The organism is Serratia quinivorans (assembly GCF_052113645.1).
Lineage (GTDB): Bacteria > Pseudomonadota > Gammaproteobacteria > Enterobacterales > Enterobacteriaceae > Serratia > Serratia quinivorans_B.
Genome location: NZ_JBIEIU010000006.1, coordinates 82,732 through 105,124 on the forward strand (window position 1 = coordinate 82,732; position 22,393 = coordinate 105,124).

18 protein-coding genes are annotated in these 22,393 nt (G+C 55.5%); 7 read left to right on the top strand and 11 right to left on the bottom strand.

What is annotated here, in order from left to right:
* Positions 1–194: 194 nt before the first annotated feature.
* The 6 genes from ACGS9J_RS13065 to ACGS9J_RS13090 all read left to right on the top strand — a co-directional run bounded on the left by ACGS9J_RS13065 (position 195) and on the right by ACGS9J_RS13090 (position 7,117).
* Entirely contained in the window at positions 195–506 is a 312-nt protein-coding gene (locus tag ACGS9J_RS13065) for a hypothetical protein (RefSeq protein ID WP_442231322.1), read from the top strand.
* Positions 507–643: 137 nt separating this feature from the next.
* A complete protein-coding gene (locus ACGS9J_RS13070; protein ID WP_442231323.1) occupies positions 644–2,104 on the top strand; it encodes a TrkH family potassium uptake protein in 1,461 nt (486 codons plus the stop codon).
* A 169-nt stretch (positions 2,105–2,273) separates the two neighbouring features.
* Entirely contained in the window at positions 2,274–3,071 is a 798-nt protein-coding gene (locus tag ACGS9J_RS13075; RefSeq protein WP_442231324.1) for a DNA/RNA non-specific endonuclease, read from the top strand.
* A 408-nt stretch (positions 3,072–3,479) separates the two neighbouring features.
* Positions 3,480–4,040 carry a sorbitol dehydrogenase family protein gene (locus ACGS9J_RS13080; protein WP_442231325.1) on the top strand — a complete coding sequence of 187 codons (561 nt, stop codon included), beginning with the start codon at positions 3,480–3,482 and terminating at the stop codon, positions 4,038–4,040.
* Between the two features lie 15 nt (positions 4,041–4,055).
* Positions 4,056–5,711, top strand: a complete 1,656-nt coding sequence (locus tag ACGS9J_RS13085) for a GMC family oxidoreductase (protein ID WP_442231326.1) — start codon at positions 4,056–4,058, stop codon at positions 5,709–5,711.
* Positions 5,708–7,117, top strand: a complete 1,410-nt coding sequence (locus tag ACGS9J_RS13090) for a c-type cytochrome (RefSeq protein ID WP_442231327.1) — start codon at positions 5,708–5,710, stop codon at positions 7,115–7,117. Before ACGS9J_RS13085 ends, ACGS9J_RS13090 begins: the two co-directional genes overlap by 4 nt.
* 94 nt (positions 7,118–7,211) lie before the next feature.
* Here ACGS9J_RS13090 and ACGS9J_RS13095 read toward each other — a convergent pair whose 3' ends face one another.
* Positions 7,212–7,427 (bottom strand): hypothetical protein, encoded by a 216-nt coding sequence (locus ACGS9J_RS13095; protein WP_442231328.1) that lies wholly within the window; start codon positions 7,425–7,427, stop codon positions 7,212–7,214.
* A gap of 479 nt (positions 7,428–7,906) precedes the next feature.
* Here ACGS9J_RS13095 and ACGS9J_RS13100 point away from each other — a divergent pair, with 479 nt between their 5' ends.
* On the top strand, positions 7,907–9,901 hold the full coding sequence (locus ACGS9J_RS13100) for a BCCT family transporter (RefSeq protein ID WP_442231329.1): 1,995 nt from the start codon (positions 7,907–7,909) through the stop codon (positions 9,899–9,901).
* Positions 9,902–10,137: 236 nt separating this feature from the next.
* Here the strand turns inward: ACGS9J_RS13100 and ACGS9J_RS13105 are convergent, their stop codons facing one another.
* The 10 genes from ACGS9J_RS13105 to ACGS9J_RS13150 form a co-directional block, all read right to left on the bottom strand.
* On the bottom strand, positions 10,138–11,535 hold the full coding sequence (locus ACGS9J_RS13105; protein ID WP_442231330.1) for a VasL domain-containing protein: 1,398 nt from the start codon (positions 11,533–11,535) through the stop codon (positions 10,138–10,140).
* A gap of 62 nt (positions 11,536–11,597) precedes the next feature.
* The gene (gene tssE, locus ACGS9J_RS13110) at positions 11,598–12,032 is read right to left on the bottom strand and encodes a type VI secretion system baseplate subunit TssE (protein WP_442231331.1); all 435 of its coding nucleotides are present in this window, start codon (positions 12,030–12,032) and stop codon (positions 11,598–11,600) included.
* Positions 12,025–12,561: a type VI secretion system lipoprotein TssJ gene (tssJ, locus tag ACGS9J_RS13115; protein ID WP_442231332.1), complete on the bottom strand. Its 537-nt coding sequence runs from the start codon at positions 12,559–12,561 to the stop codon at positions 12,025–12,027. The genes tssE and tssJ overlap by 8 nt, the downstream gene beginning before the upstream one ends.
* Entirely contained in the window at positions 12,542–13,645 is a 1,104-nt protein-coding gene (gene tssG, locus ACGS9J_RS13120) for a type VI secretion system baseplate subunit TssG (RefSeq protein WP_442231333.1), read from the bottom strand. The genes tssJ and tssG overlap by 20 nt, the downstream gene beginning before the upstream one ends.
* Positions 13,600–15,363 (bottom strand): type VI secretion system baseplate subunit TssF, encoded by a 1,764-nt coding sequence (tssF, locus tag ACGS9J_RS13125; protein WP_442231334.1) that lies wholly within the window; start codon positions 15,361–15,363, stop codon positions 13,600–13,602. Before tssF ends, tssG begins: the two co-directional genes overlap by 46 nt.
* Positions 15,364–15,382: 19 nt before the next feature.
* Positions 15,383–16,978, bottom strand: coding sequence for a type VI secretion system protein TssA (tssA, locus tag ACGS9J_RS13130; RefSeq protein ID WP_442231335.1), 1,596 nt, complete (start codon positions 16,976–16,978; stop codon positions 15,383–15,385).
* Entirely contained in the window at positions 16,978–20,391 is a 3,414-nt protein-coding gene (locus ACGS9J_RS13135; protein ID WP_442231336.1) for an ImcF-related family protein, read from the bottom strand. The genes tssA and ACGS9J_RS13135 overlap by 1 nt, the downstream gene beginning before the upstream one ends.
* Positions 20,378–21,532 (bottom strand): hypothetical protein, encoded by a 1,155-nt coding sequence (locus ACGS9J_RS13140; RefSeq protein WP_442231337.1) that lies wholly within the window; start codon positions 21,530–21,532, stop codon positions 20,378–20,380. The genes ACGS9J_RS13135 and ACGS9J_RS13140 overlap by 14 nt, the downstream gene beginning before the upstream one ends.
* A gap of 3 nt (positions 21,533–21,535) precedes the next feature.
* Positions 21,536–21,802, bottom strand: coding sequence for a PAAR domain-containing protein (locus ACGS9J_RS13145; RefSeq protein WP_442231338.1), 267 nt, complete (start codon positions 21,800–21,802; stop codon positions 21,536–21,538).
* A gap of 95 nt (positions 21,803–21,897) precedes the next feature.
* On the bottom strand, positions 21,898–22,389 hold the full coding sequence (locus ACGS9J_RS13150; RefSeq protein ID WP_442231339.1) for a hypothetical protein: 492 nt from the start codon (positions 22,387–22,389) through the stop codon (positions 21,898–21,900).
* Positions 22,390–22,393: the final 4 nt, after the last annotated feature.

Sequence of the window (22,393 nt, forward strand, 5' to 3'; positions counted from 1 at the left end):
GGCCCCATCTTGTTGCCAACCCCCGGCAAGGTTAAAATGCCGCTCAGCCTGCCATTCACTACCTGAACGTCACGGTCGAAATTCGTTCTGCCCGCCAATCACCGGCCTTCGCCCTGATGACGGGCGTTCTGTTTTTGCGCATAGCGAAGGGAAATAAGTCAGTGTCTAAAGATTTTGATGAACTAATAAGAGACATGGATCTTATTATTGAAAATGTAGACAGTTTCAAGGCTATGGCCCCGCGCGCACCCGAGCCTCCCACAGCACCGCCTGCGGTTCATCACTACGATTCGTTCTGCGAGAATGTGGCACTGAAAGTGGTGCTGAAGGTTCTGCTCTCGTCGGTGGATAAAATCGTCAAGGTGCAGATTGCCAATAAGGTCGAGCAGGAAATTGCTCAGATAGAACAGCAGGTGGTCCGTGCCGGCGGTGGCCCGGTGTCCCCCGAGGATCTGGCGCAAATGACGCAATACGTGCGTCGCACCGTAAACACCCTGTTGGAATAATCGCCATTGCGATTAAAAAACGTGCCAATCCTTTCAGGCGGTATGAATTTTTACGCTTTTTTTATATCGCCTGCCTTATTCTTTATATACTCAAACAATAAATTGACTCATTGCCGTCAGGCAACCCGGGCGCAAGTATGGTCAAGCATAAACAGATATTGGTCGTTGTTCATCTTTGCAGTTTTTTGGTTTTCCTTTACAGCCTGTCAATGATCCCGCCCCTGCTAGTGGCGCTGCTATATAAAGAAAAAAGCGTTTTCTCCTTCTTCTATACGCTGGTGATTGCCGGTGCCTTCGGCGGATTAGGCTGGTTCAGCACCCGTCAGTCCAAAGTGCAATTGCGCACGCAAGACGGTTTTCTGATTATCGTCATGTTCTGGCTGCTGTTTTCCATGATCAGCGCCCTGCCGTTGTGGATGGACGACACGCTGAATATCAGCCTGACGGACGCGATGTTCGAAGGCGTCTCCGGCATTACCACCACCGGTGCTTCGGTACTCAACGATGTCTCCGGCGTGCCTAAATCCTTCCTCTACTATCGCTCTCAGCTCAATTTTATCGGCGGTCTCGGCGTCATTGTGTTAGCGGTCGCGGTGCTGCCGTTGCTGGGCATCGGGGGGGCCAAGCTTTACCAGTCGGAAATGCCCGGGCCGTTCAAGGAAGAGCGACTGACTCCGCGCCTGGCCGATACCTCGAAAAACCTGTGGCTGATCTATCTGGGTCTGGGGCTGGCCTGTACGGTCGCGTTCCGCATTGCCGGCATGCAGTGGTTCGATGCCCTTTGCCATGGGATTTCGACCGTTTCGCTTGGGGGATTTTCCACCCGCAATGAGAGTCTGGGCTATTACGACAGTTCAGCGGTGGAAATGGTCGGCGGCATTTTTTCCATTCTGGCGGCGGTGAATTTCACCCTGTATTTCGTCGCCGTAGGCCGCCGCAGCCTGAAGCCGCTGTATAAAAACCCGGAGCTGCGCTTTTTCCTGCTGGTACTGTCTATTATCGTGGCTATTGTCTGCCTGGAGCTGTACCGCTCCGGCATGTACGGCGCCAAGGACTCCTTCGTGCACGGTTTTTTCCTGACCAGTTCGATGATGACCGACAACGGTTTGGCCACCGCCGACTATGCCAAAATGCCTTCCCACACCATAATGTTGCTGCTGGCGGCGAGCTTTTTCGGCGGCTGCGTTGGCTCAACCTGCGGCGGCATCAAGGCGCTGCGTTTTCTGATCATGTACAAACAGAGCAGGCATGAGATCAACCAGTTGGTTCACCCCAACGCCGTTTACACCATTAAGGTCGGTAATGCGCCCATTCACGATCGGGTGTTGCGTTCGGTCTGGAGCTTTTTCTTCCTCTACGTTTTTTTCAGCTGCTTCTTCATCTGGTTGCTGAACCTGATGGGGTATGATCTGGTGACCTCCTTCGCGACCGTCGCTGCCTGCATCAATAATATGGGGCTGGGATTTGGCGAAACCGCCGCCGGGTTTGGCACGCTCAACGATGCGGCCAAATGGCTGATGTGCGCGGCGATGTTACTTGGCCGACTTGAGATCTACCCGATGCTGATATTGTGCTCACGCGCCTTCTGGCGTTTTTGATGCCTTTGCTGCACGTCTCCTGACGCCGTTTTTTTACTCCGTTTTGCTGTGCCGATGCTGACACATTCGTAACATGAATGTGTTGCATTGTTGTATTCATTTCATTGCGATAAGTTAAAACAACTGTAAATACATACAGTATTTCTTTTAACTTATTGAGGGTATGAATATGCGTTTTAACAAGATGTTAGCTCTGGCAGCCCTGCTGTTTACCGCTCAGGCTTCCGCCGAGACGCTGGAATCCATCGACAACTGCGCGGTCGGTTGTCCAACCGGCGGCAGCAGCAATGTGTCCATCGTTCGCCACGCCTATACGCTGAACAACAACAGCACCACCAAGTTTGCCAACTGGGTGGCTTATCACATCACCAAGGACACTCCTGCCAGCGGCAAAACGCGCAACTGGAAGGCCGATCCGGCGCTGAACCCGGCAGATACATTGGTACCGGCAGATTACACCGGCGCCAACGCAGCACTGAAAGTTGACCGTGGGCATCAGGCACCGCTGGCCTCGCTGGCGGGGGTGTCCGACTGGGAATCACTGAACTACCTTTCCAATATCACCCCGCAGATGGCTGACCTTAATCAGGGCTCCTGGGCACGGTTGGAAGATCAGGAGCGTAAACTGATTGACCGGGCAGACATCAGCTCGGTCTATACCGTGACCGGCCCACTGTACGAACGCGAAATGGGCAAATTGCCGGGCACCCAAAAAGCGCACACCATTCCCAGCGCTTACTGGAAGGTGATTTTTATCAACAATAGCCCGGAAGTGAACCACTATGCGGCGTTTCTGTTTGACCAAAACACCCCGAAAAACGCCGATTTCTGCCAGTACCGCGTCACGGTGAATGAAATCGAGCAACGCACCGGACTGATCATTTGGGCAGGCCTGCCCGAGGACGTACAGGCTTCGCTGAAAGCCAAACCGGGCGTGCTGCCGGAACTGATGGGTTGCAAAAGCTGATATAATGACCAAAAACCCGTTGCGACGGGTTTTTATTGATTTTAGATAATGCCAGCACCGACGGTTTAACTATAAACATTGCTCACCAATACCGCATTTTATTCCCGCCCCCACCCAGAAAGTAACCTTATTTACCGCGATTGTTTTTCGTGCAATAGCCATCACGACACCGTTCATTCCCACACTAAGTTGCCATCTCTCCTGATTTTCTTATTCTTTCCGTGCTTTTTTGTCATGGCGCTGGGTAAGTTTATTGCCGAAAAGTTATCGACAAGTTAATATCCGCCAAATAATTAGAAACAAAACTATAAACACTGGATCTATCCCATTGTTGATTATTTTTTATCTATCTTTACCCACTCTCTTTTGCCTGCTTCGGCACTAACACCTGTTTTGTGAGAAAAACACATGGAAAATTTGTTATCAGACGATGGTGAGCTATCCACCAAAAATGGAACCGGTTTCAGTCGACGAGAAGTCTTGCTGGGCCTGGCCTCAACCCTGCTGGCGACATCACTGCTCAGCTACCCTTTCCTCAGCCAGGCGGAACAACACACTGCGGCGGCCAATCCGTTGCAGTTTGCTCGTTTCTTCAAAATATCCCAGACCTTGACCGAACATGACGATATCGATCAGGGAATGTCGGCGCGTATTTTTACAGCCTTGCATAATCAGAATGCCCAGTTCACTGGACAAGTTGAGCAACTTGGCGGCCTGTTGCAGACGGGCCAAAGCGCACAGCAATTGCAACAGTTGGCCATCCAGGCCGGATTGCAGGCCGTGGTCACCGCGATTATCACCGCGTGGTATACCGGCACCGTTGGCCACGGCCAAACGGCGGAGCTGATTGCCTATAAAGACGCGTTGATGTATCGCCCTGCCGGCGACGCGCTGATCGTTCCCACTTACTGCGGCAATGGCCCGCTGTGGTGGACTGCCGCCCCTCCTGCGGTCAACGTTTCCCTGTGATCTGAGAGTCTTCTGATGAAAAAACCTGAATTTACCGCCGATGGCAACGCATCGGCCGATATCGTGATCGTAGGCTCCGGCATTGTCGGCGGCATGATGGCCGACCAACTCGTCAGCCAAGGGTATTCCGTACTGGTGTTGGAAGCGGGTCTGCGCATCGAGCGCGCCCAGGCCGTCGAGAATTGGCGCAATATGCCTTTTGATAACCGCGCCGGCTCCGATTACCAGGGGCTGTATCCACAATCCGAGTTCGCCACCGCACCGCTCTATTTCCCTGAAAACAACTATGTCGCCCTGAGCGGCCCCAGCGCCGGCAGTTTCAAGCAGGGTTATCTGCGCACCGTCGGCGGCACCACCTGGCACTGGGCCGCATCCTGCTGGCGTCACCTGCCCAGCGATTTCCAAATGAAGACCCTGTACGGCGTTGGCCGCGACTGGCCGATTTCCTATGATGAACTGGAGCCTTACTATTGCCGGGCCGAAGAGGAAATTGGCGTGGCAGGCCCTAACGATCCGCAGCAACAGTCGCCGGTTGAACGCAGCAAGCCTTATCCGATGGACATGGTGCCCTGGGCTCATGGCGATATTCGTTTTGCCGAAGTGGTTAACCCGCACGGCTACCGTTCGGTCCCGATCCCGCAAGGGCGCAGTACCCATCCGTGGAAAGGCCGTCCGACCTGCTGCGGCAATAACAACTGCCAGCCCATTTGCCCGATAGGCGCCATGTACAACGGCATTCATCATGTTGAACGCGCTGAAATGAAAGGAGCAGTGGTACTGGCCGAAGCGGTGGTCTACAAGATCGATACCGATGAGCAGAACCGGGTAACCGCAGTACATTGGCTCGACAGCAAAAAGCAATCTCACCGGGCCACGGCCAAGGCTTTCGCACTGGCCTGTAACGGCATAGAAACCCCGCGTCTGCTGCTGATGGCGGCCAATGAGCGCAACCCGAACGGCATTGCCAACGCTTCCGACCAGGTCGGCCGCAATATGATGGACCACTCGGGCTTTCACTGCACTTTTCTGGCGAAAGAACCGCTGTGGCTGGGGCGTGGCCCGGCGCAGAGCAGTTGTCTGGTCGGCCCGCGTGACGGTGAGTTCCGCAAGGATTACTCAGCCAATAAAATGATCCTCAACAACATCAACCGGGTGGTGCCTGCGACCCAGCAGGCGTTGGAAAAAGGGTTGGTCGGTAAAGCCCTGGATGCCGAAATACGCCGTCGCGCCGCTTATGGCGTCGATTTATCCATCAGCCTGGAACCGTTACCAGACCCCAATAACCGTCTGACGCTGAGCAAAACCCGCAAGGATGCTCACGGCCTGCCCTGCCCGGACATCCACTACGACGTGGGCGACTATGTGCGTAAAGGCGCGGAGGCAGCGCATAAGCAATTGGAACATATCGGCCAACTGTTCGACGCCGATGAATTCAACATCACCACCAGCCTGAATGCCAATAACCACATTATGGGCGGCACCATCATGGGCGATAACCCCAAAGACTCGGTGGTGGACGGTAACTGTCGCACCCATGACCATGCCAACCTTTGGTTGCCGGGCGGTGGGGCAATTCCTTCCGCCAGCGTGGTGAACAGCACCCTGACCATGGCCGCATTGGGCATCAAGGCCGCCGATGACATTGCGCGGGCGCTGGCGGTGAAAGCATGAAAAAACAAGCGAGATTGGCGCTGTTATCCCTGCTGTTGCTCGGCGGTAGCGCGGCGCAGGCGGCGGACAACGGGGATTTAAGCGGTGCGGCGTTGATAAAAAAAGGCGAGCAAATCGCTATTGCCTCTGACTGCCAGGCCTGCCATACCAAACCGGCGGGCGGTACCCCCTTTGCCGGTGGCTATGGGATCAGCTCTCCGATGGGGGTGATTTACGCAACCAACATCACCCCGTCAAGCTCGGATGGCATAGGCCGTTATAGCGAAGAACAGTTTGCTCGTGCGGTGCGGGACGGTATCCGTGCCGATGGCACTCACCTTTATCCTGCCATGCCTTATACCTCTTATAGCCGATTGAGCGATGAGGATCTCAAGGCGCTGTATGCCTACTTTATGCACGGCGTGAAGCCCGCCGATCAGAAAAATACGCTGACCGAGCTGCCCTTCCCGTTCAACCTGCGTTTTAGCATGGCCGCCTGGAATCTGCTGTTTTTGAAAGAGGGGCGTTTTGCGCCTGATAGCACCAAAAGCGAACAATGGAACCGGGGGGCGTACCTGGTCAATGGGCCAGGGCACTGCGACACTTGCCACACCCCACGTAACCTGCTGATGGCTGAAGACAGCAGTCAGGCGCTGGCCGGTGGTATGGTCGGCAGTTGGTACGCGCCCAATATCACCTCAGACCCGGTCAGCGGCATCGGTGGCTGGAGCGAACAGCAATTGGCGCAGTACTTGAAAACCGGTCGCGTGGTCGGCAAGAATCAGGCCGCGGGCGGCATGGCGGAAGCCATCGAAAACAGCCTGCAGTATTTTTCCGATGAGGATTTGGCGGCTATCGCCGTTTACCTGAAAAGCACCACGCCGCTCAGGGACGCCAACGACAGCCAGGCGGCTGACAGCTACGGCAAGCCGTCAAACGTTGAACCTCAGTTGCGCGGGTTACACCCTGCCAATGCCAACCACACCGTCACCGACGGCGCGGCGCTGTTCAGCGGCAACTGCGCCAGTTGCCACCAACCGGACGGCAGCGGCAGTAAAAACCAGGCTTACCCTGCGCTGTTTAACAATACGGCGACCGGCTCGAGCAACCCGGCCAACCTGATCTCGGCCATACTGTTCGGCGTAGAGCGGAAGGTGGGTGATCAACACGTACTGATGCCGAACTTTGGCCCGCAGTCGTACGTTAATCCGCTGAACGACCAGCAGATTGCCGCCATCAGCAATTATGTGCTGCAACAGTATGGCAACCCTGCGGTTAAGGTCAGCGCCGCTGACGTTGCCGTATTGCGGCTGGGCGGTCCAGTCCCCCTGCTGGCACGGTTGCAGCCGTATATGGCGCCGGCCATCGGCATTGCGGTGCTGGCGTTGATCTTCGTGGCATGGCTGTTGGGGAGAAAACGGCGCTAAGTCGATGACTGCAGGCTGGGGAGCTTTCCCTGGCTTGCAGGCAGAGCGGTAATCCCGCAGGGAGAGTTCAAACGCTCATCCCTGAAGGGAGAGCTTAGTGAGTTTGATTTTCCACACGGGTAATACCGTGCTTTTTCATCACTTCTTCCATGGTCAGGTTGTCATCATCCGGCGTTTCGTCAATCACAACATCTTGCGGACGAACGTAAGGCTTGGTTGCACGCTTGAACATCCACCACCAAACGAACACCAGAAACGCACCGGACTTCAGAAAAATCATGGTCCATAATGCTATTTGATACCAGGTCATCTCTATCTCCATGAAAGAGTTAAGCGCGAGCGATGCGACCTATTTTAACCCTTGGCTTGATCTGATCAACAGTAAACGGCCTGTCTCTCCGGGTTCAGGCCACTGTTATAGGGGTTTCTATCATGATCTGCTCTACCTGCCGCTAAAACTCCTTTGAACGGCAGTGGATGCCCTGCCCACCGTCTGCTCCTGCGGGTGGCTCGAATTTTGGCATCATGGAGACAACTTCGAATTTTCCGAGCTGCTTTTTCCCTGAAAAAAGAGCAAATTACCCACACTTAACCCTCTGTTTTTATATAGCCAAAACGTCTAACAAAATCACTTAAAATAGCCTTTTTAACCATAAAAATGTAAATTACCCCGGTTTTTCTATATACTCACCGAGTTAATTTTCTCGGGCAGCCTGTTTGCCCCCCTTTTTTATGGAGTTGTTTTAACGGATTATCCAATTCCCTAACGGACTAGCAAGAAGGTATTCTATGAGCCAAAACGACACTGAAATTGTGGCACGTCGTAGCCATATCAATCCTCCGGTATTTTTTATCTCTGCCGCATTAATCATCGTCCTGGTAGCATTCGCTGCCCTGTATCCTGAGTTGGCCGACCGTAAGTTCAAGGCGCTGCAACAGGGTATTTTCACTAACGCCAGTTGGTTTTACATTCTGGCGGTCGCCCTGATCCTGCTGAGCGTGACCTATCTGGGCTTGTCGCGTTACGGCAATATCAAACTCGGGCCGGATCACGCCCAGCCGGACTTCAGTTATGTTTCATGGTTCGCCATGCTGTTTTCCGCCGGGATGGGCATTGGCCTGATGTTCTTTGGCGTTGCCGAACCGGTGATGCACTACCTTTCTCCCCCGACCGGGACACCGGAAACAGTGGAAGCGGCTAAACAGGCCATGCGCCTAACCTTCTTCCACTGGGGCCTGCATGCCTGGGCGATTTATGCCATCGTGGCGCTGATCCTGGCGTTCTTCAGCTACCGTCATGGCCTGCCCCTGACGCTGCGTTCCGCGCTGTATCCGATTATTGGCGATCGCATTTACGGGCCGATTGGTCACGCGGTAGATATTTTTGCGGTAATAGGTACCGTATTCGGCGTCGCAACCTCGTTGGGTTACGGCGTGTTGCAGGTTAACGCCGGTCTTAACCACCTGTTCGGCTTGCCGATCAATGCAACGGTGCAGGTAGTGCTGATCGTGGTGATCACCGGGCTGGCGACGCTGTCGGTGGTTTCCGGGCTGGATAAGGGCATCCGTATTCTGTCCGAACTGAACCTCGGCCTGGCGGTGTTGCTGCTGGTCCTGGTGGGCACGCTCGGCCCGACCGTCCTGTTGCTGAAATCCTTTGTTGAAAATACCGGCGGTTATCTGTCCGATATCGTCAGTAAAACCTTTAACCTGTACGCCTACGAGCCAAAGTCCAGCAACTGGCTGGGGGGATGGACGCTGCTGTATTGGGGTTGGTGGTTGTCATGGTCACCGTTCGTCGGCATGTTTATCGCCCGCGTTTCGCGCGGCCGTACCATCCGTGAATTCGTCACCGGCGTGCTGTTCGTTCCCGCGGGCTTTACACTGTTGTGGATGACCGTTTTTGGCAACAGCGCCATTAACTTGATCATGAATGAAGGTGCGCGCGATCTGGCCAATACGGTACAAAACGACGTCGCATTGGCGCTGTTCAATTTCCTGGAACACTTCCCGTTCTCTAATATTCTGTCGTTTATCGCCATGGCGATGGTCGTGGTGTTCTTCGTCACCTCAGCGGACTCCGGGGCGATGGTGGTTGATACGCTGGCTTCCGGCGGTTCCGACCAGACCCCCATATGGCAGCGGATATTCTGGGCTTCCATGATGGGCCTGGTGGCGATTGCGTTGCTGATTGCCGGTGGTTTGAGCGCCCTGCAAACCGTGACCATCGCCAGCGCCCTGCCGTTCTCGATGATCCTGCTGGTATCGATATACGGTCTCTTAAAGGCCTTGCGTATCGATGCCCACAAACGCGACAGTCAGACAACGACCACCATTGCTCCCACCGCCGCGCGCAACCCAATCTCGTGGCAACGGCGTTTACGCAACATTGCCTATTTCCCCAAGCGCTCTCAGGTAAAACGCTTTGTCGGTGAAGTGGTTCAGCCGGCGATGGCGCTGGTGGAAGCGGAATTGGCCAAGCAAAACACCACCTCATCGATTGACGATTCGCAAGACGATCGCATCCGTTTCGAAGTCGATTTAGGGGAGGATTTGAACTTTGTCTATGAAGTGCGCCTGCGCGCTTACATTCAACCGGCCTTTGCGCTGGCAGGGTTGAAAGATGAGGAGCGTGATGAGGAACATAAATACTATCGCGGTGAGGTTCACCTGAAGGAAGGGGGGCAGGATTACGATGTGATGGGCTGGACGCAAGAACAGATCATTCACGATATTCTCGACCAGTACGAGAAACACCTGCACTTCCTGCATTTGGTCCGTTAGTTTTCTTTGTCGATTAAACCGCCCCAACCGGGGCGGTTAGCGCTTAGCCCTGAACCGACTTCGGCCCGGAGTGTCCGCAATTCCATGCGTGGGTATGCTGCCCTACGGCTCCTCTACAACTGAAACGCTTTGATTGTCCCGCACGAACTATGGCTTCGGGACTTTGATGTTATCTAGGCGTTTACTTTCCCTGCGCTTTATCCCCTTCTTCTTTTCCAGAAGCGAATGCGTTGCCGCTATTTTACCGCGATACCTCTTTCTTTTTCCTGCATCAGCATATAGGCCTGCGCACGCAGATGCTGTTCAGCTTGCTGGATCTGCTGCAGTCTGACGGGTGAATTCTGCTGTTGAAGACGAATAATCCGAAGCTGCTCTTCTGCCGGCACCGTCTGGCGAAAACGGGTCATCATCTCGAAAACTGCCGATTTCAATTCGCTTACCGTCATGTATTTACCCCGTTGTTCGTCCAGCGCATTCAGCCTGTCTGCCAGTTGCTGAAGCGTTGTCATCCCCTGATGCCAGCCTTCCAGGTTCTCTGCCGGCAGCGCACTGGCATTAAGTTGTTGTTGCCACTGTTGTGTCAGCGATTTGGCCTGCTCCGGCCACAGGGCCTGAGCCTGTTCTACCAACTGATGACTGTAAACAAGCGCCCAGTCAGGCGGTAATTGCCTCAAGCGGGAAAGTTGCTGCTGTGTTTCTGCCATGAGGCTTTGCAGGGGGTGAGATTGTTGACGCAGCGTCTCCCGCTGCGCGGGGGTGAGAATGACGGGTAACGGAGCCAAAGATGCAGCAAGCTGTGCCTGTAACGGGTCTGGTCGTTGTAATACATGCCAACCCCACACCGTTGCTGCACTTACCACCAGCATGGTACACATCCCGGCGGCGAAGGGTTTCCAGTTTTTTACCGGGGCCGCTATTGCCTTCGACACATCCACATTCGGCTGCGGTTCCGGCTGCGCCACATACACCCATTTCACCGCCTCAACCGCTACGCTTTTATCGGTAACCGGCATATCGGATAGGGTATCCGCTGCGGTTCCCGGGTGATTTATTGCAGAAAGCGGCAACGCGATGCCAGGTTGAATAACAGCGCCAGAATTTGACACGCCGTCACTGTTTTCCAGCCTGACAGCGCTGTTATGCATCAAAGTACGCAGCGTATCGAACTGACTCAGGTGTTTGAGCTCCAGGCGTTGCAACACCGCCCCCAGACTGGTCAGTTGCTGTTCCGCATGATAAAGCTGGCTGAGGTCACTGTAGTTCAGGGGGAGCGTGCGCATCAATTGCTGTATACGCTGGTTCAGGCCGCTGAGGATTTCCATCCGCGCATGTACCGGCTGCGGCCAGAGCGTTCCCCATTGATGGCTCATCAGCGCGTTCAGTATCGCCAGCCCTTCATTCAGGCCGAACAGCCCGGCCAGTTGCGTACGGGCAAGCGTGTACCAGGCCGCCGTCTGCAACTCCACGCCGTTTTGTTCAAACAGTGACAAGCAGAGTTTTTCGGCATAGCGCCAGTTGACATCAGGGCGTGCCGGATGGGAAAGCTTCGCTATTTCATCGCGCAGAGCGGCATAATCCGGCAGCGTACGCGGGTCAGTGCCGGTTTTAAGATAACGTTCAGAAAAAGGCGTCATGGCGGTAACTCAGAGAAAGGGAAAATAAACGCCCCACCAGTCAGCACGCTGACGTTAGGGGATCAAAGGTATTGCTGTTGTTTCATATGCCTGATGAGCACCCGCCCTTCCGGCATAAATTCGGTGCCGTAGCGCACCAGACCGAGGCCTTTCAGTTCTGCGTCAATGGCATAACGCAATTCACCGGGCTGAGTCTGTTCCAGTATCACCACGTCAACTTTTTTAAGGCGCGGTTCGTATTTCAGTAACGCCTCTGAGAGCACCCCCATCAGTTGATGTGCAGTACCCGGCATCCCCTGGAGGATTTTCGCCATATCCGGCAGCCCGTAATCGGGTAAATGGGCCAGCGTCCCGGCGCGGCAATTCAGGATGCGCTGCATATTGTCCAGCACCGACATAATGACCTGATTTGCTTCGCTGACCTGATGGAGATCGAGGCCGCCGGTGAAGTTGCCAAAGAGAGCCTCATACAGCGATGGACGTGGAGTCTCATTCATCTTGCAGTGCCTTCAGCGTCAGCCGGTTGTTCCCCGCCTCAATCACCCTCGCCTTGTCCGGATCGAGGTCGTCCCGGCTCAGTACCACGCGCCAGCTATTGTTTACCTGATCCGGTGACATGAACATCCCGGCCACCGCCACATACTGCGCATTTTTGTCCATTGGCATATCGACCATCACGGCTCCACCCGGCTGCAGGCGAATGTCTTTCTCTGCCACCAGGTCCGCGTTGATGGCCTGACTGTCAGCCTTAAACAGTGACGGGTAATCTGTCGTGTCAAAGGTCTGCCTGTCTTTGAGCTGATAGACCCGTACTACTGTGGACAACGCCACGCCACCGGCATTGCTGTTAACGGCCTCACGGGCACGAATATCCAGATGCAGGGTCTTTATCTGCTTATAAAAAATCGATTTGGTCACTGCGACGGTACCGTCCGTGACGCTCTGGGTCAGCCCACAACCTGCCAGCATCAGCGTGATGCCTGCGGTCAGTGCAACCCGGGGGAATTTACCAGCGGTAGTCGCCATCTTCATCGGTCTCCCTTCGGTGAATAGGTTCCTGAACGCGCTCATAGCGGCCCAGATTGATGATTATTGTTTTCGGGTGTGTTGCCGTGTTCGCCGCATTCAGTGGCCGCATCACAGCGGTACGACCCAGTTGTACCGCACCTGCTTTGGGTTGACTGCACATTGTGGCGTCAGGAAGCAGACTGCGATCTACGCACAACTGCAGCCGCACATCGAGACGTGACCCGAGATACACATGCAGCAGTGCCATTAAATCCGTGTGAAGGTCACCCCCAGGCAACCAGCCTTGTACGTCTGCCGGGTCGGTGGTGGTCAGCCTCATCAGCACCTGACTGTTCACATCGGTGGCATAGTTCCCCATCACCGGACGATGGGTCAGGGTGACAGGTTGGCGCACGCTCATCGTCAATGGCTTTTTCAGCGGGACACGACGCTTGTCGTGGTGCCAGATTTTCGCCTGGGTATTGGGGGCCAGCAGACGCACCAGCGAGGCCATTCCTTCCGCAGTACGGCCCGGGAGTAACATCACCGGCAACAGGGCCAGAAAGCGTGAGGCGGGTGCCGCAATACTGTCCGTGCAACCGTCAATCCCGAGTCCCGCAAGCCCCAACAGGTACTGCGATATATTGTCCTTGCCGCCTGCTTCGAAGCTCGCCGGATACGAATATTTCCGCCAGATGCGATAGTACTGAGCAATCAGCCGGTGGTTGAAGATATCGAGAAAATCAGCGGTCGCCTCGTACCCTTCTCGCCGCTGGGTGATGTCATCGATATAGTGCGTCGGCAGCGGTGACTCCACGCCGTAGAGCCCCATAAAAGTGATGCGTACCGTGGGCGGCAGATGCGGATGCTCAGACGGCTCAACCCCTTTGATTTCGGAAGACGGGAACCCCATCCCCGGATGCGGCCGGAAGCGCACCGGCTCATGTTGCACCTGCCAGGTGCTGCCGGTGACCGGTTTATCCGGCTGACTCTGCTCCAGTAACTGGCAGAAACGGTAAAAGTTGATGTACGGCAGCCGGTCGCCCAGCGATGCCATCAACCTGGCAGACGCGGACTGTGATTCTCTTTCCACCGGATGCATTTTCCTTCTGGCTGAACAATGAGCGTGAGCTGGTTAAACTGGTTCATATCGGCATAGAGACCAAAGAACCGGTTGAGCATTTCGCCAAACAGGTGAACATCACCCTCCCCGGTGAAACCGTTACTGTCGAGAGTAACTTCGATATCCAGCCCCCGCAGCAGATACCCCTGCTCAAAACGCTGGAGCCGGTGATGCGTCACATGCAAAATGGCCTCAAGCCGGCGGCTATTGAGTTCATCTTCCTGCCAGTTATACAGTGCCAGCGTGCCGCGCAGCACTTCGGCGGTACTCATCATATTGAGGAAGCCGGAGCCGAGATGGCTCAGCACCCGCCAGTGAAAACGGTCTTCGGCAGGGGGATAAACCGGCAGCGTGGGCTTACAGAGATTTCTCACCGTTAACGGTGTCTGTACCACCTGCTCACAACGGTCAAGCAGCGTGCTCTGGAGCGCCCGACGTGGTAACTGGCCATTGGTGCCGGTGATTTGCAGCGACACGGCTTCACGTTCAACTAACCGGTCATCCTCCCACTGGTGTCCACCCAGAATCAGCCAGGTGTCATACAGCCCGGTCACGCTGCGCTTCACCCGGGTGTGGTAATAACGTGGCGGTGCCTGGCGGCGCATCATTCCCCCCTTGTGGCGGAAGCTGCTGAACGGCACGTATTCGGCATCACTGGTCCGGTTTGAGCCGGTTACCGAATCCACGGCATAAATCTCGGTGTGCCCGTCCTGCAACCTTTTCGGTCGCAGCAGGTATTCGCTTTCAAGCCCGGTGATGGTGAGCGGGTCAGCTTCCAGCGTGAACAGGTTAATCACCGGCACACAGTGGAGGCGCACTGCGTCATCATTCACCGGCAGGTCTGACGGCCAGGGCGTGGTGAAGACCACTTCAATGTCGAAATATTCCGAGCCAGGCGGGGGCGTGATGCCGTCAAGACCATTGAGGTGGACAAACATGAACTTGTCCCGAAAAGTGAAGTATTCCAGCAGCAACTGGTAACCACTGAAGGCGGTATCGCCTTTTGGCCACAGCCCGTCCTCTTCAGCAAATCCGCCCGGGGAAAAATACCCGTCAAGACGAATACGATCAGTCTGCCCGGGTAAACGCATATACAGCGCCGCCTGCCGTTTGGTCAGCATCATGTGCAACTGACTGCTGACCGGTGCATCTGCGCCGAGGTACAGGCTCAGGTGACTCAGGTCGGCATGGGACCAGTCCGCCTGCGTGCTGCAGGCAAAACGGATCCGCAGCAACGAGCGTCCGTCCCGCTCGGTGGTCATGGTGACACCCGAGACACCGAGGGGATTGAGCATCACATCCTGGGTAGTGCGGTAGCGACAGACGGTATTCTTCGGCCCCAGCGGGCGGGAGTACACTTCAAGCCCTGCGGGCATCACTTCCGCCATTTTCACGGACTGAAGCGCAGGCGTAAACGCCACCACCGAGAGCGACGGAATGGTACGCAGATAATGTGGCCAGAGCATACTGACCAGCCCTTCGGTCAGTTCCGGCAGGTCGTCATCAATTTTTTCGCGCAGCCGTCCCATCGAGAAGGCAAAACCTTCGAACAGACGTTCGACGTACGGATCCGGCGTACCCGCTTTATCCAGGTCCAGCATCGCGGCCCGGTCCGGGTGGGTCTGAGCAAATTCTTTGGCGGCTTCACGCAGGTAGCGCAATTCCGCGTCATAATAACGCAGGGTTAAATCGTCCATTTATTCGTATTCCTGTGTTCTAACCGCAGAGTACGGCAGCGCGAGCAGGATCAACCGCTATCAGCCCGGCCAGCAGTTGGTCCATTACCGGCGTGAGACGGGCCTTGTCAGCCTCGCTGCGCCCGGCTTTTATTCGAAGCAATTTCAGGTGTCGGGCTTGTACCTCAAATAACAGCTCAGGTTCCCAGTCGGTGAGCGTGACTTCACTGGCCCGCTCTCCCAGCTCAGCAAACAGGTGCACCGCCAGTTCATTTTTACCGTACTGCTCAGCAATACGTGCCATCAGCAGTCGCAACAGCCACTTCTGACGGTCAGTAGTGATGTCAGGCCGACGCTGCAACCAACCCAGCGCCGCCTCCGGACCTTCACTGTCGGCCAGTGCCACGGCTTCCGGCTCCAGGGCCAGAATGTCATCGTGACCGGCAGCGGTCTGTGCAGGTGGCGTGTCAGTGCTCCACCCGCCCGTCGCATCCAGCACACTCTGCTGGATCCAGTTCAGCGTCACTTCATCCGCAAACGGTGTGCCGTCACTGAAGGCCAGCGTTTCCAGTCCGGCCAGACGGACCAGCAGTCCTTTCAGGTCAGCAGCAACAATGTCAGCCAGCGTCACCTGACCGGATTTCATCAGCGCCTGGTGGATATACCATTGCAGATCCAGCCACAGATGGTTGGCACCACGGGAAAACGTGCTGTCTGCTGTCTCCAGCATTTCAGCCCAGTTCTGTTGCAGGTACAGGCGTTTGAGTAACGCGCGCTGGTCCGCTCTTGGCGGCTCGATGCGCGTGCGACCCTGTGCATCCGGGGCAGGAATAGAATGCAGCGTATCGTGGCGCAGACTCTTCATCAGGTGATGTGCTGACAGCCAGCCATCGGGCTGTTCACGCAGGTATTCGGAGAAGGTGCGCGCCTGCGCCAGTAAATCCTGGCCGGAGGTAATACGCCCCGATACCGGGGCGTCACTGTAACGTGCCGTGGAGTGAGGTTCGTTGTGGCTGGCGTTCTGCGGCACGACGGCATCCACACCTCCGGCTTTTTGCAGCCGACTCTCCAGTGCACCGTACAACACCCTGAGCTCAGGGCGGGTTTCATCGGGCTCGCTATCCGTTAGCTGAGCTATCAGCAACAGCGCGCCGGTGGTATGTACTGCCTCTTCTCTGACCACTTCCGGGTACAGGGAAAGGGAGTCGGTCATGCGCGCCCCCGCCAGCCATTCCAGCGCCGCCTTGCGACTGCGGTCACGTTGCGGATGCAGCTGTGCACCGAAGCGTTCAAGCAATCCGGCCAGCAGCTCCAGCCCGTCAGCCAGCCCGCACTCACCCTCGCGGTGCAGTTTTGCCCAGCAGTACCAGGTCGCCACGCGGATATCTTTCGCCGCGGTGGTTAAAATCTTTTCCGCAAGCTGGCAAATAAGCTCTGTGTTGGCACCAGAAAGCTTATTAATTTCCTCGCGGATCTGCTGGAAGTCATCGTCATAGTCCGGGTCGTCCCCGACAGAGGAAGACGCTGACAGCGGCAGCAGCCAGTTGTCCCACTGCACCATACGTTCACGGGTTTGCTGTAACAGGGCATCTTGTTCGGCCTGGCAGGCACTGAGCAGGGCATTCAATGATGACATCAGTACATCTCCTCAGTGTCAGTCCCCGTCAGGGCAGCCTGCACCTGAGTCGCATCCACACTGAAAATGGTCTCCGGCAGACGGAAATTACGCAGTTTCAGCAGCGCCAGCGGCCCCTCCTGGGCTTCGGTTCGCAGGGTGTAATTCAGGGGGCGTCCGTCCTGCGCTTTCCAGCTCAGGCTGTAGCTGCTGCCGACGCCCGGGTAAGCCTTGACCGTCGCTTTATCGAGCAGGCGTATCCAGCCCCAGGCACCGGGGATATCCGCATACTGACGGGTCCCCGCCTGCGTGCTTATCCAGCTCAGGTTAGCGCCCGGCGCCTCGGTATCCGCAGGCCACGTAAAGCGCTTCCACGCCGGTAGCTGGTTTACGTAGGTCAATTTCTGGCTGTCGATAATGATGTCGGTCTGCATCACGCCGGCGGCGGTCCCCGGACGTAGCTCGAAATGCATTCCGGCATTGCCTTCGGTGAAGGCCACATCCGAGATATGACTCAGGGTATTGATGGCACGGAGGAAAGCCGGATTAAAGGTCAGCCCCTGAGCGTTAATGCTGTCCGGCACCCAGCGGTTACCTTCGCGGTGCAGCACCCCCTTAAGACGGGCCTGCAGGAACTGCGCGATACGCCCGGAATCGGCATTGAGGTATTTTGCGAGCAGCGGCAGGGAAACGTCGCTGCTGGATTGACTGAATGGATAACGACCGCCAAATGCACTGTTCCACTCCGCAACCACCGCCTGCTGCCACTGGGCATTCAGGCTGTCTGCTGCCGGGGTCAGCACCTGCTGCCAGGCCTGCTCCATCGGGTTCACAAATACCGTCTGGCCAAAGCCGCTCCACTCCTGGCCGAGGCCGGCGGCAATCAGGCTACCGTAGTCGCGGGTTTCGGTAAGGTCCACGGCCTTGCCCTGGAATACCGTCTGGGCAAGGGTCTGAGTCATCGCCTGCGGGTCAGCAGCATTGGTCACCTGCTGCAGGCGCAGGCGCACCTGGGTCACCCGGGTCAGGAACGACTGCAGACTGTGTTCCTGTGCGCCAGTGCGGTTCTTGTCCATCAGCGCCAGCACCGGGCCAAAGGTCGCATCCAGCGGCCCCTGAACGCCCGCACTCTGGTCAATCGCATCCTTGTTGTCACCACCGAGCAAATTTTTCGCCGACTTCACCAGCGAGTCAGAAATCGCCCCGCCCGTCTGTCCGGTGCGTCCCTGCACGTTCAGGGTGTTCATCAGGGCCACCAGAGGTGACTGGCGCACGTCGGCCATCAGGGTCAACTGGTCAATCGAGTCCGACAGCGTGCCGGCACGGTGAAGCCGCAGGCTGTTAAGGAATGCCAGCCAGGCCCCGCCAAAGTCCGCGAAGTAGCGGTCCGTCAGGCGTTTTTGCAGCGCTTCCGGGGAGGTTTCATCTTGTGACGTCACCTGACGCTTGCTGTCAGTCAGTACCCAGTCGAGCTCGTCCCGGCGCGCCATCACCACTTTCTCGATGGCAGGCTGCACCGCCTGCTCCCAGGCCTGGCGGGTGAACATCCCCGGCACCACTTCAGTGGTACTGAACAGACGTGCCGCGTCAGTTTCGCCTGCCATGTCATCCAGACGCATATCGGCATACAGGTGCGCGACCTGAGAGAGCATTTTCTGGTACAGGGTCGACTCGCTGTTACGCACGCCCATCAAGCGAACCAGCAAGGCGCGCGACTGGCTGACCATACTCTCATCCGCACGTAGCTTCCACGCCGGATGGGCCGCCAGTTGTGCGCCATAAAACGACAGCAGTGACGGAGCAACGCCCTGCCAGACACCGTCTTTCACGCCTTCACGTTTTGGCCAGTCATGCAACAGCGCGGTACTGAACCAGCCCGCATCCATATGTTCCGGACGGGCCAGCATCAGGTAGAGTTTGAGCTGGTCATAGCTGGCTTTGGCCACCTGCTCGCGCAGCGGGCTGCCCGGCGGTAACGCATTAAAGGCACTGACCTGCTTTTGCAGATGCTCAGCGGCCGCATCGCGCAGCAGCGGCAGCGCGCTGTCCTGATAACGTGGCCAGAGGGCGGCAAGCAGCGCGTCATTCTGGCTCAGCCCGGCCTGTTCATACCACGGCACGCCGTGCTCAGCGCGATACAGCAGACGGGAAAGGGTTTTCTGTAGTTCAGACAACGCATGCAGACGCTGCTCCAGCGGCTGATTGGCCTGAGCGGCAAACGAGGCCTGAGCACTGGCGCCGTCAATCTGGTTACGGTTAGCGACATACGCCATGCCCATCCAGGCTGCCCACCCCACCATCACCAGTGTGGCAAGGGAGGCCATCACCTTACGCCATGGAATGCCCGGCTTGCGCGGCCGCAGTGCAGCAGGCAGCGTACGAACAGAATCAGGCAGGACATCCCAGCGTTTATCCATGCCCCAGTGATGCTGTACGCCGCGCTCAGCGGCGGCTGAAGGCTGGCTGAACACCACACCGGCCAGCGGCAGCGGGCGGTACGGATTGAGCAGCACCGCCAGCGGTGCGGTCACGCTTTGCGGCTCGCGAATGAGCTGGTCGGCCAGAGTCAGTAAGAAGTTATGCCTCACCTCGACGCAGCTCTGCTGCAGGCCCTGAGACGTCAGTACCGGCGTCAGGGCAGACAATTGTTCTGCCAGCCCCTCTGTACGGCAACCGGCAGGTAACAGACAGCCAGTCGCCTGCACAATCCGGCCTTCCGGTTTACCGGCGCGCGGATGCAGGGACCAGACATACAGCGGAAGCTTCCAGCCCAGCACGTCCATGCGATCGCTGATGGCATGCGCCAGCGTATCCATGGTGCTTTCAGAAGGAACCGGCAGTGGTCGCTCCAGCCCGGGCGCTGAAAGCTGGTCAAAGGCCGAGGTGACCCACACCACGCCATCCACCGGACGACGGCGCAGTTTACGCAGCGCGGTCAGCCAGGCACTGTCAACGGGCGTATTGAGGTCCCCACCCCACAACAGCAATGTGCCGCGGTCTTCCTGCCAGTATTGTGTGGTCAGACCGGGTGTTAACTGTTCCACCTCACCTGGGGTGCCGGTGACAAGCAGAATACGGACTTTACGGGGCCAACTACGGCCATAGAGGTTGCGCATGGCTTCGCGAATTTCAGCGACGGTGACGTTGCGCGGTGGGGTTTGTGCGGCGCGGAATTCATCAGTCGGTAATTCATCCTTGCGCGTTGCCTGGAAGCGGTGCCAGCTTTGCTGAACTGCCAGCCCGATGATTTTCCCATGTCGAAGTAACACCAGGAGGATCATGATCCCGGCAAAACCAAGGCATTTCATTGCAGGGGTATTCAGGCCAATTCTGTTCCCATAATGCCAGATGCCCCAGGCTATCGCTGCGGCCATCACCCCCGTCAGACCGTATCCACCCCAGTTCCCTCGCCACACTGAGCTAGCCGTTTTCATTATTTTTCTTCCCTGTTGTCACGGTAGTAATAAAACTTTGTTCTTCGTCAGCAGAAAGCATCAGGCAGTCAGCCTGTTGTAAACGCACTATGTCACTGCTCACTGCGACCATCACCCAGGGGGAAAATGGCCCGCTGATACCGGAAAAGGTTTCCAACCACTGCACCTGTTCTGCTTTCCAGTATCCGCCGGAGGTTTCACTGGCTTTCAGTAGTTCAAAAAAGTTATCTGCCCAGCGCAGTTGATCTCCAGCGATAAACTGCGCGCTGTTCGCCTGGGTCTGCGTGAAAAAATACAATGCCAGTTCTTCTGATAATCGGGATGTATCAAGGCCCATAGGCCGCAGCAACCGGACATCATGTTTAAACTGATATTTGGTCGCAACATCATCAGATACCAGCAGTAGTACAATAAGCGCATCACTGTATTTCTCCCCACCCTGCAGCTGCTGCACCAGAACCAACTCAGCAGATATTTCAGGTGACTTGAGACGCTCATCGAGTATCAGAAGAGAATGGGATTGCAGAATATTGAGTTTCGAAGCCGGACGCTCTGCCGGGATCAGTCCCTTCCAACAGTTATCAAACAGAGCCTGTAGCGATGAGATATCCCGTGAGGAGTCAGTCAGAAATGTGACATTTAGAGGTAAATCAGCCGGAAGCTGCTGCAGAGCGTCGCTTACGTCGCCAAGCAAGATTGTCAGCCCTTCAGCTTCACCCCAAGGTATACGCCGTGTTTGTTGGCCGCACCGCTCAAGTCCTGGTGGTGGCTGTATAAGCTGTGCTGCTGTTAATGAACCGGGCAAGAATGCCACGCTGTGCAACACTGCCAGATAACGCCCGGCCCAGGCAGACCACTGTTGCTGAGCATATTCTGCTTCGTCAGTTTCAAATTTATAGCGATTAAACGCCAGGTTATACAACCAGCCCCGCAGACAGATAAGGGTGAACCAGATAACCAGCGGTGTGGCTGATAATACCCAGATGCTGAACGTCTGAAATGACCCCAGTAGCTGGTTTGCATGAAGCACAAACAACAAAACGCTCACGATCAGCGCCACTATGGCCACACTTAACCATAAAACTAGTGACGGCTCCTCAGGGCGTTTTGAAATTATTGGTATCTTTCGTTCCCAGCCCATGGCTTATCCTATGGCACAATCCGGTGCGCTGGAGATGACCTGACAACCACATTCACAGCGGCAACCGTCCACCACGACTGCTTTACCGTCAGAGATCCATTCAGCCGAACCTTCAATAATGCTGTTAATACCGTGCCCGTCTTTGGGGCAACTGATTTTGTCGCCTATTAAGGCTACTTTTTTTGCATTAACGATCATGGTTGATGATGCAGAAATAACTTCTCCGCCATGCGTGGTGTTATCACCAAGCAATACAAATCCTTTAGACATAAGAACCTTACAAATAAAAAGTATTTATAATGATAAAATAAGCCCATACAACAAATCGCATGCAAATATTCTATACTGGTAGGAATAACCGTTATTTATAGAGTATCGTTCCATTTCATGACGCTATCAACTTCAGACATATCGTTAAATAACGGCTCATTTTTCACTTTATCAAAAGCTTTGTTGATACTCTCTGGAATTTTGTCAGAGTCTTTCTGTAGGCAATAGAATTTTAATCGATTTGCATTTTCAAAAAAAACATAGTTGCAGCCATATTTGTCCCTATCCTTAGTGTAACTCAGTGTTTCTCTTTCAAAAACAATCGAGCACTGAGGGTTTTCCCTAACCATAGGCTGTAATGAATATTTAAAATCCGTGTACTCAACAATGCCATAGAAGCCATTATTTGTCCCATCAATACGTTTAAGGTAAACGGAAATATTCCTACTATCTTTTAGTGCCAAAGGAGAATCAATACGCTGATATTGCCCCTCCATATTAGCACATATGGATTTATCAGACTCGGCAGTACACCCAGACAGAATAATCACAATGGAGAGAACAACCGCCTTACTATTAATACCCACTCTT

Bases quoted from the DNA above. Each gene is read 5' to 3' on its own strand.
- ACGS9J_RS13065 (WP_442231322.1), top strand. From the start codon at position 195: ATGGATCTTATTATTGAAAATGTAGACAGTTTCAAGGCTATGGCCCCG.
- ACGS9J_RS13070 (WP_442231323.1), top strand. From the start codon at position 644: ATGGTCAAGCATAAACAGATATTGGTCGTTGTTCATCTTTGCAGTTTT.
- ACGS9J_RS13075 (WP_442231324.1), top strand. From the start codon at position 2,274: ATGCGTTTTAACAAGATGTTAGCTCTGGCAGCCCTGCTGTTTACCGCT.
- ACGS9J_RS13080 (WP_442231325.1), top strand. From the start codon at position 3,480: ATGGAAAATTTGTTATCAGACGATGGTGAGCTATCCACCAAAAATGGA.
- ACGS9J_RS13085 (WP_442231326.1), top strand. From the start codon at position 4,056: ATGAAAAAACCTGAATTTACCGCCGATGGCAACGCATCGGCCGATATC.
- ACGS9J_RS13090 (WP_442231327.1), top strand. From the start codon at position 5,708: ATGAAAAAACAAGCGAGATTGGCGCTGTTATCCCTGCTGTTGCTCGGC.
- ACGS9J_RS13095 (WP_442231328.1), bottom strand. From the start codon at position 7,427: ATGACCTGGTATCAAATAGCATTATGGACCATGATTTTTCTGAAGTCC.
- ACGS9J_RS13100 (WP_442231329.1), top strand. From the start codon at position 7,907: ATGAGCCAAAACGACACTGAAATTGTGGCACGTCGTAGCCATATCAAT.
- ACGS9J_RS13105 (WP_442231330.1), bottom strand. From the start codon at position 11,535: ATGACGCCTTTTTCTGAACGTTATCTTAAAACCGGCACTGACCCGCGT.
- tssE (WP_442231331.1), bottom strand. From the start codon at position 12,032: ATGAATGAGACTCCACGTCCATCGCTGTATGAGGCTCTCTTTGGCAAC.
- tssJ (WP_442231332.1), bottom strand. From the start codon at position 12,561: ATGGCGACTACCGCTGGTAAATTCCCCCGGGTTGCACTGACCGCAGGC.
- tssG (WP_442231333.1), bottom strand. From the start codon at position 13,645: ATGCATCCGGTGGAAAGAGAATCACAGTCCGCGTCTGCCAGGTTGATG.
- tssF (WP_442231334.1), bottom strand. From the start codon at position 15,363: ATGGACGATTTAACCCTGCGTTATTATGACGCGGAATTGCGCTACCTG.
- tssA (WP_442231335.1), bottom strand. From the start codon at position 16,978: ATGTCATCATTGAATGCCCTGCTCAGTGCCTGCCAGGCCGAACAAGAT.
- ACGS9J_RS13135 (WP_442231336.1), bottom strand. From the start codon at position 20,391: ATGAAAACGGCTAGCTCAGTGTGGCGAGGGAACTGGGGTGGATACGGT.
- ACGS9J_RS13140 (WP_442231337.1), bottom strand. From the start codon at position 21,532: ATGGGCTGGGAACGAAAGATACCAATAATTTCAAAACGCCCTGAGGAG.
- ACGS9J_RS13145 (WP_442231338.1), bottom strand. From the start codon at position 21,802: ATGTCTAAAGGATTTGTATTGCTTGGTGATAACACCACGCATGGCGGA.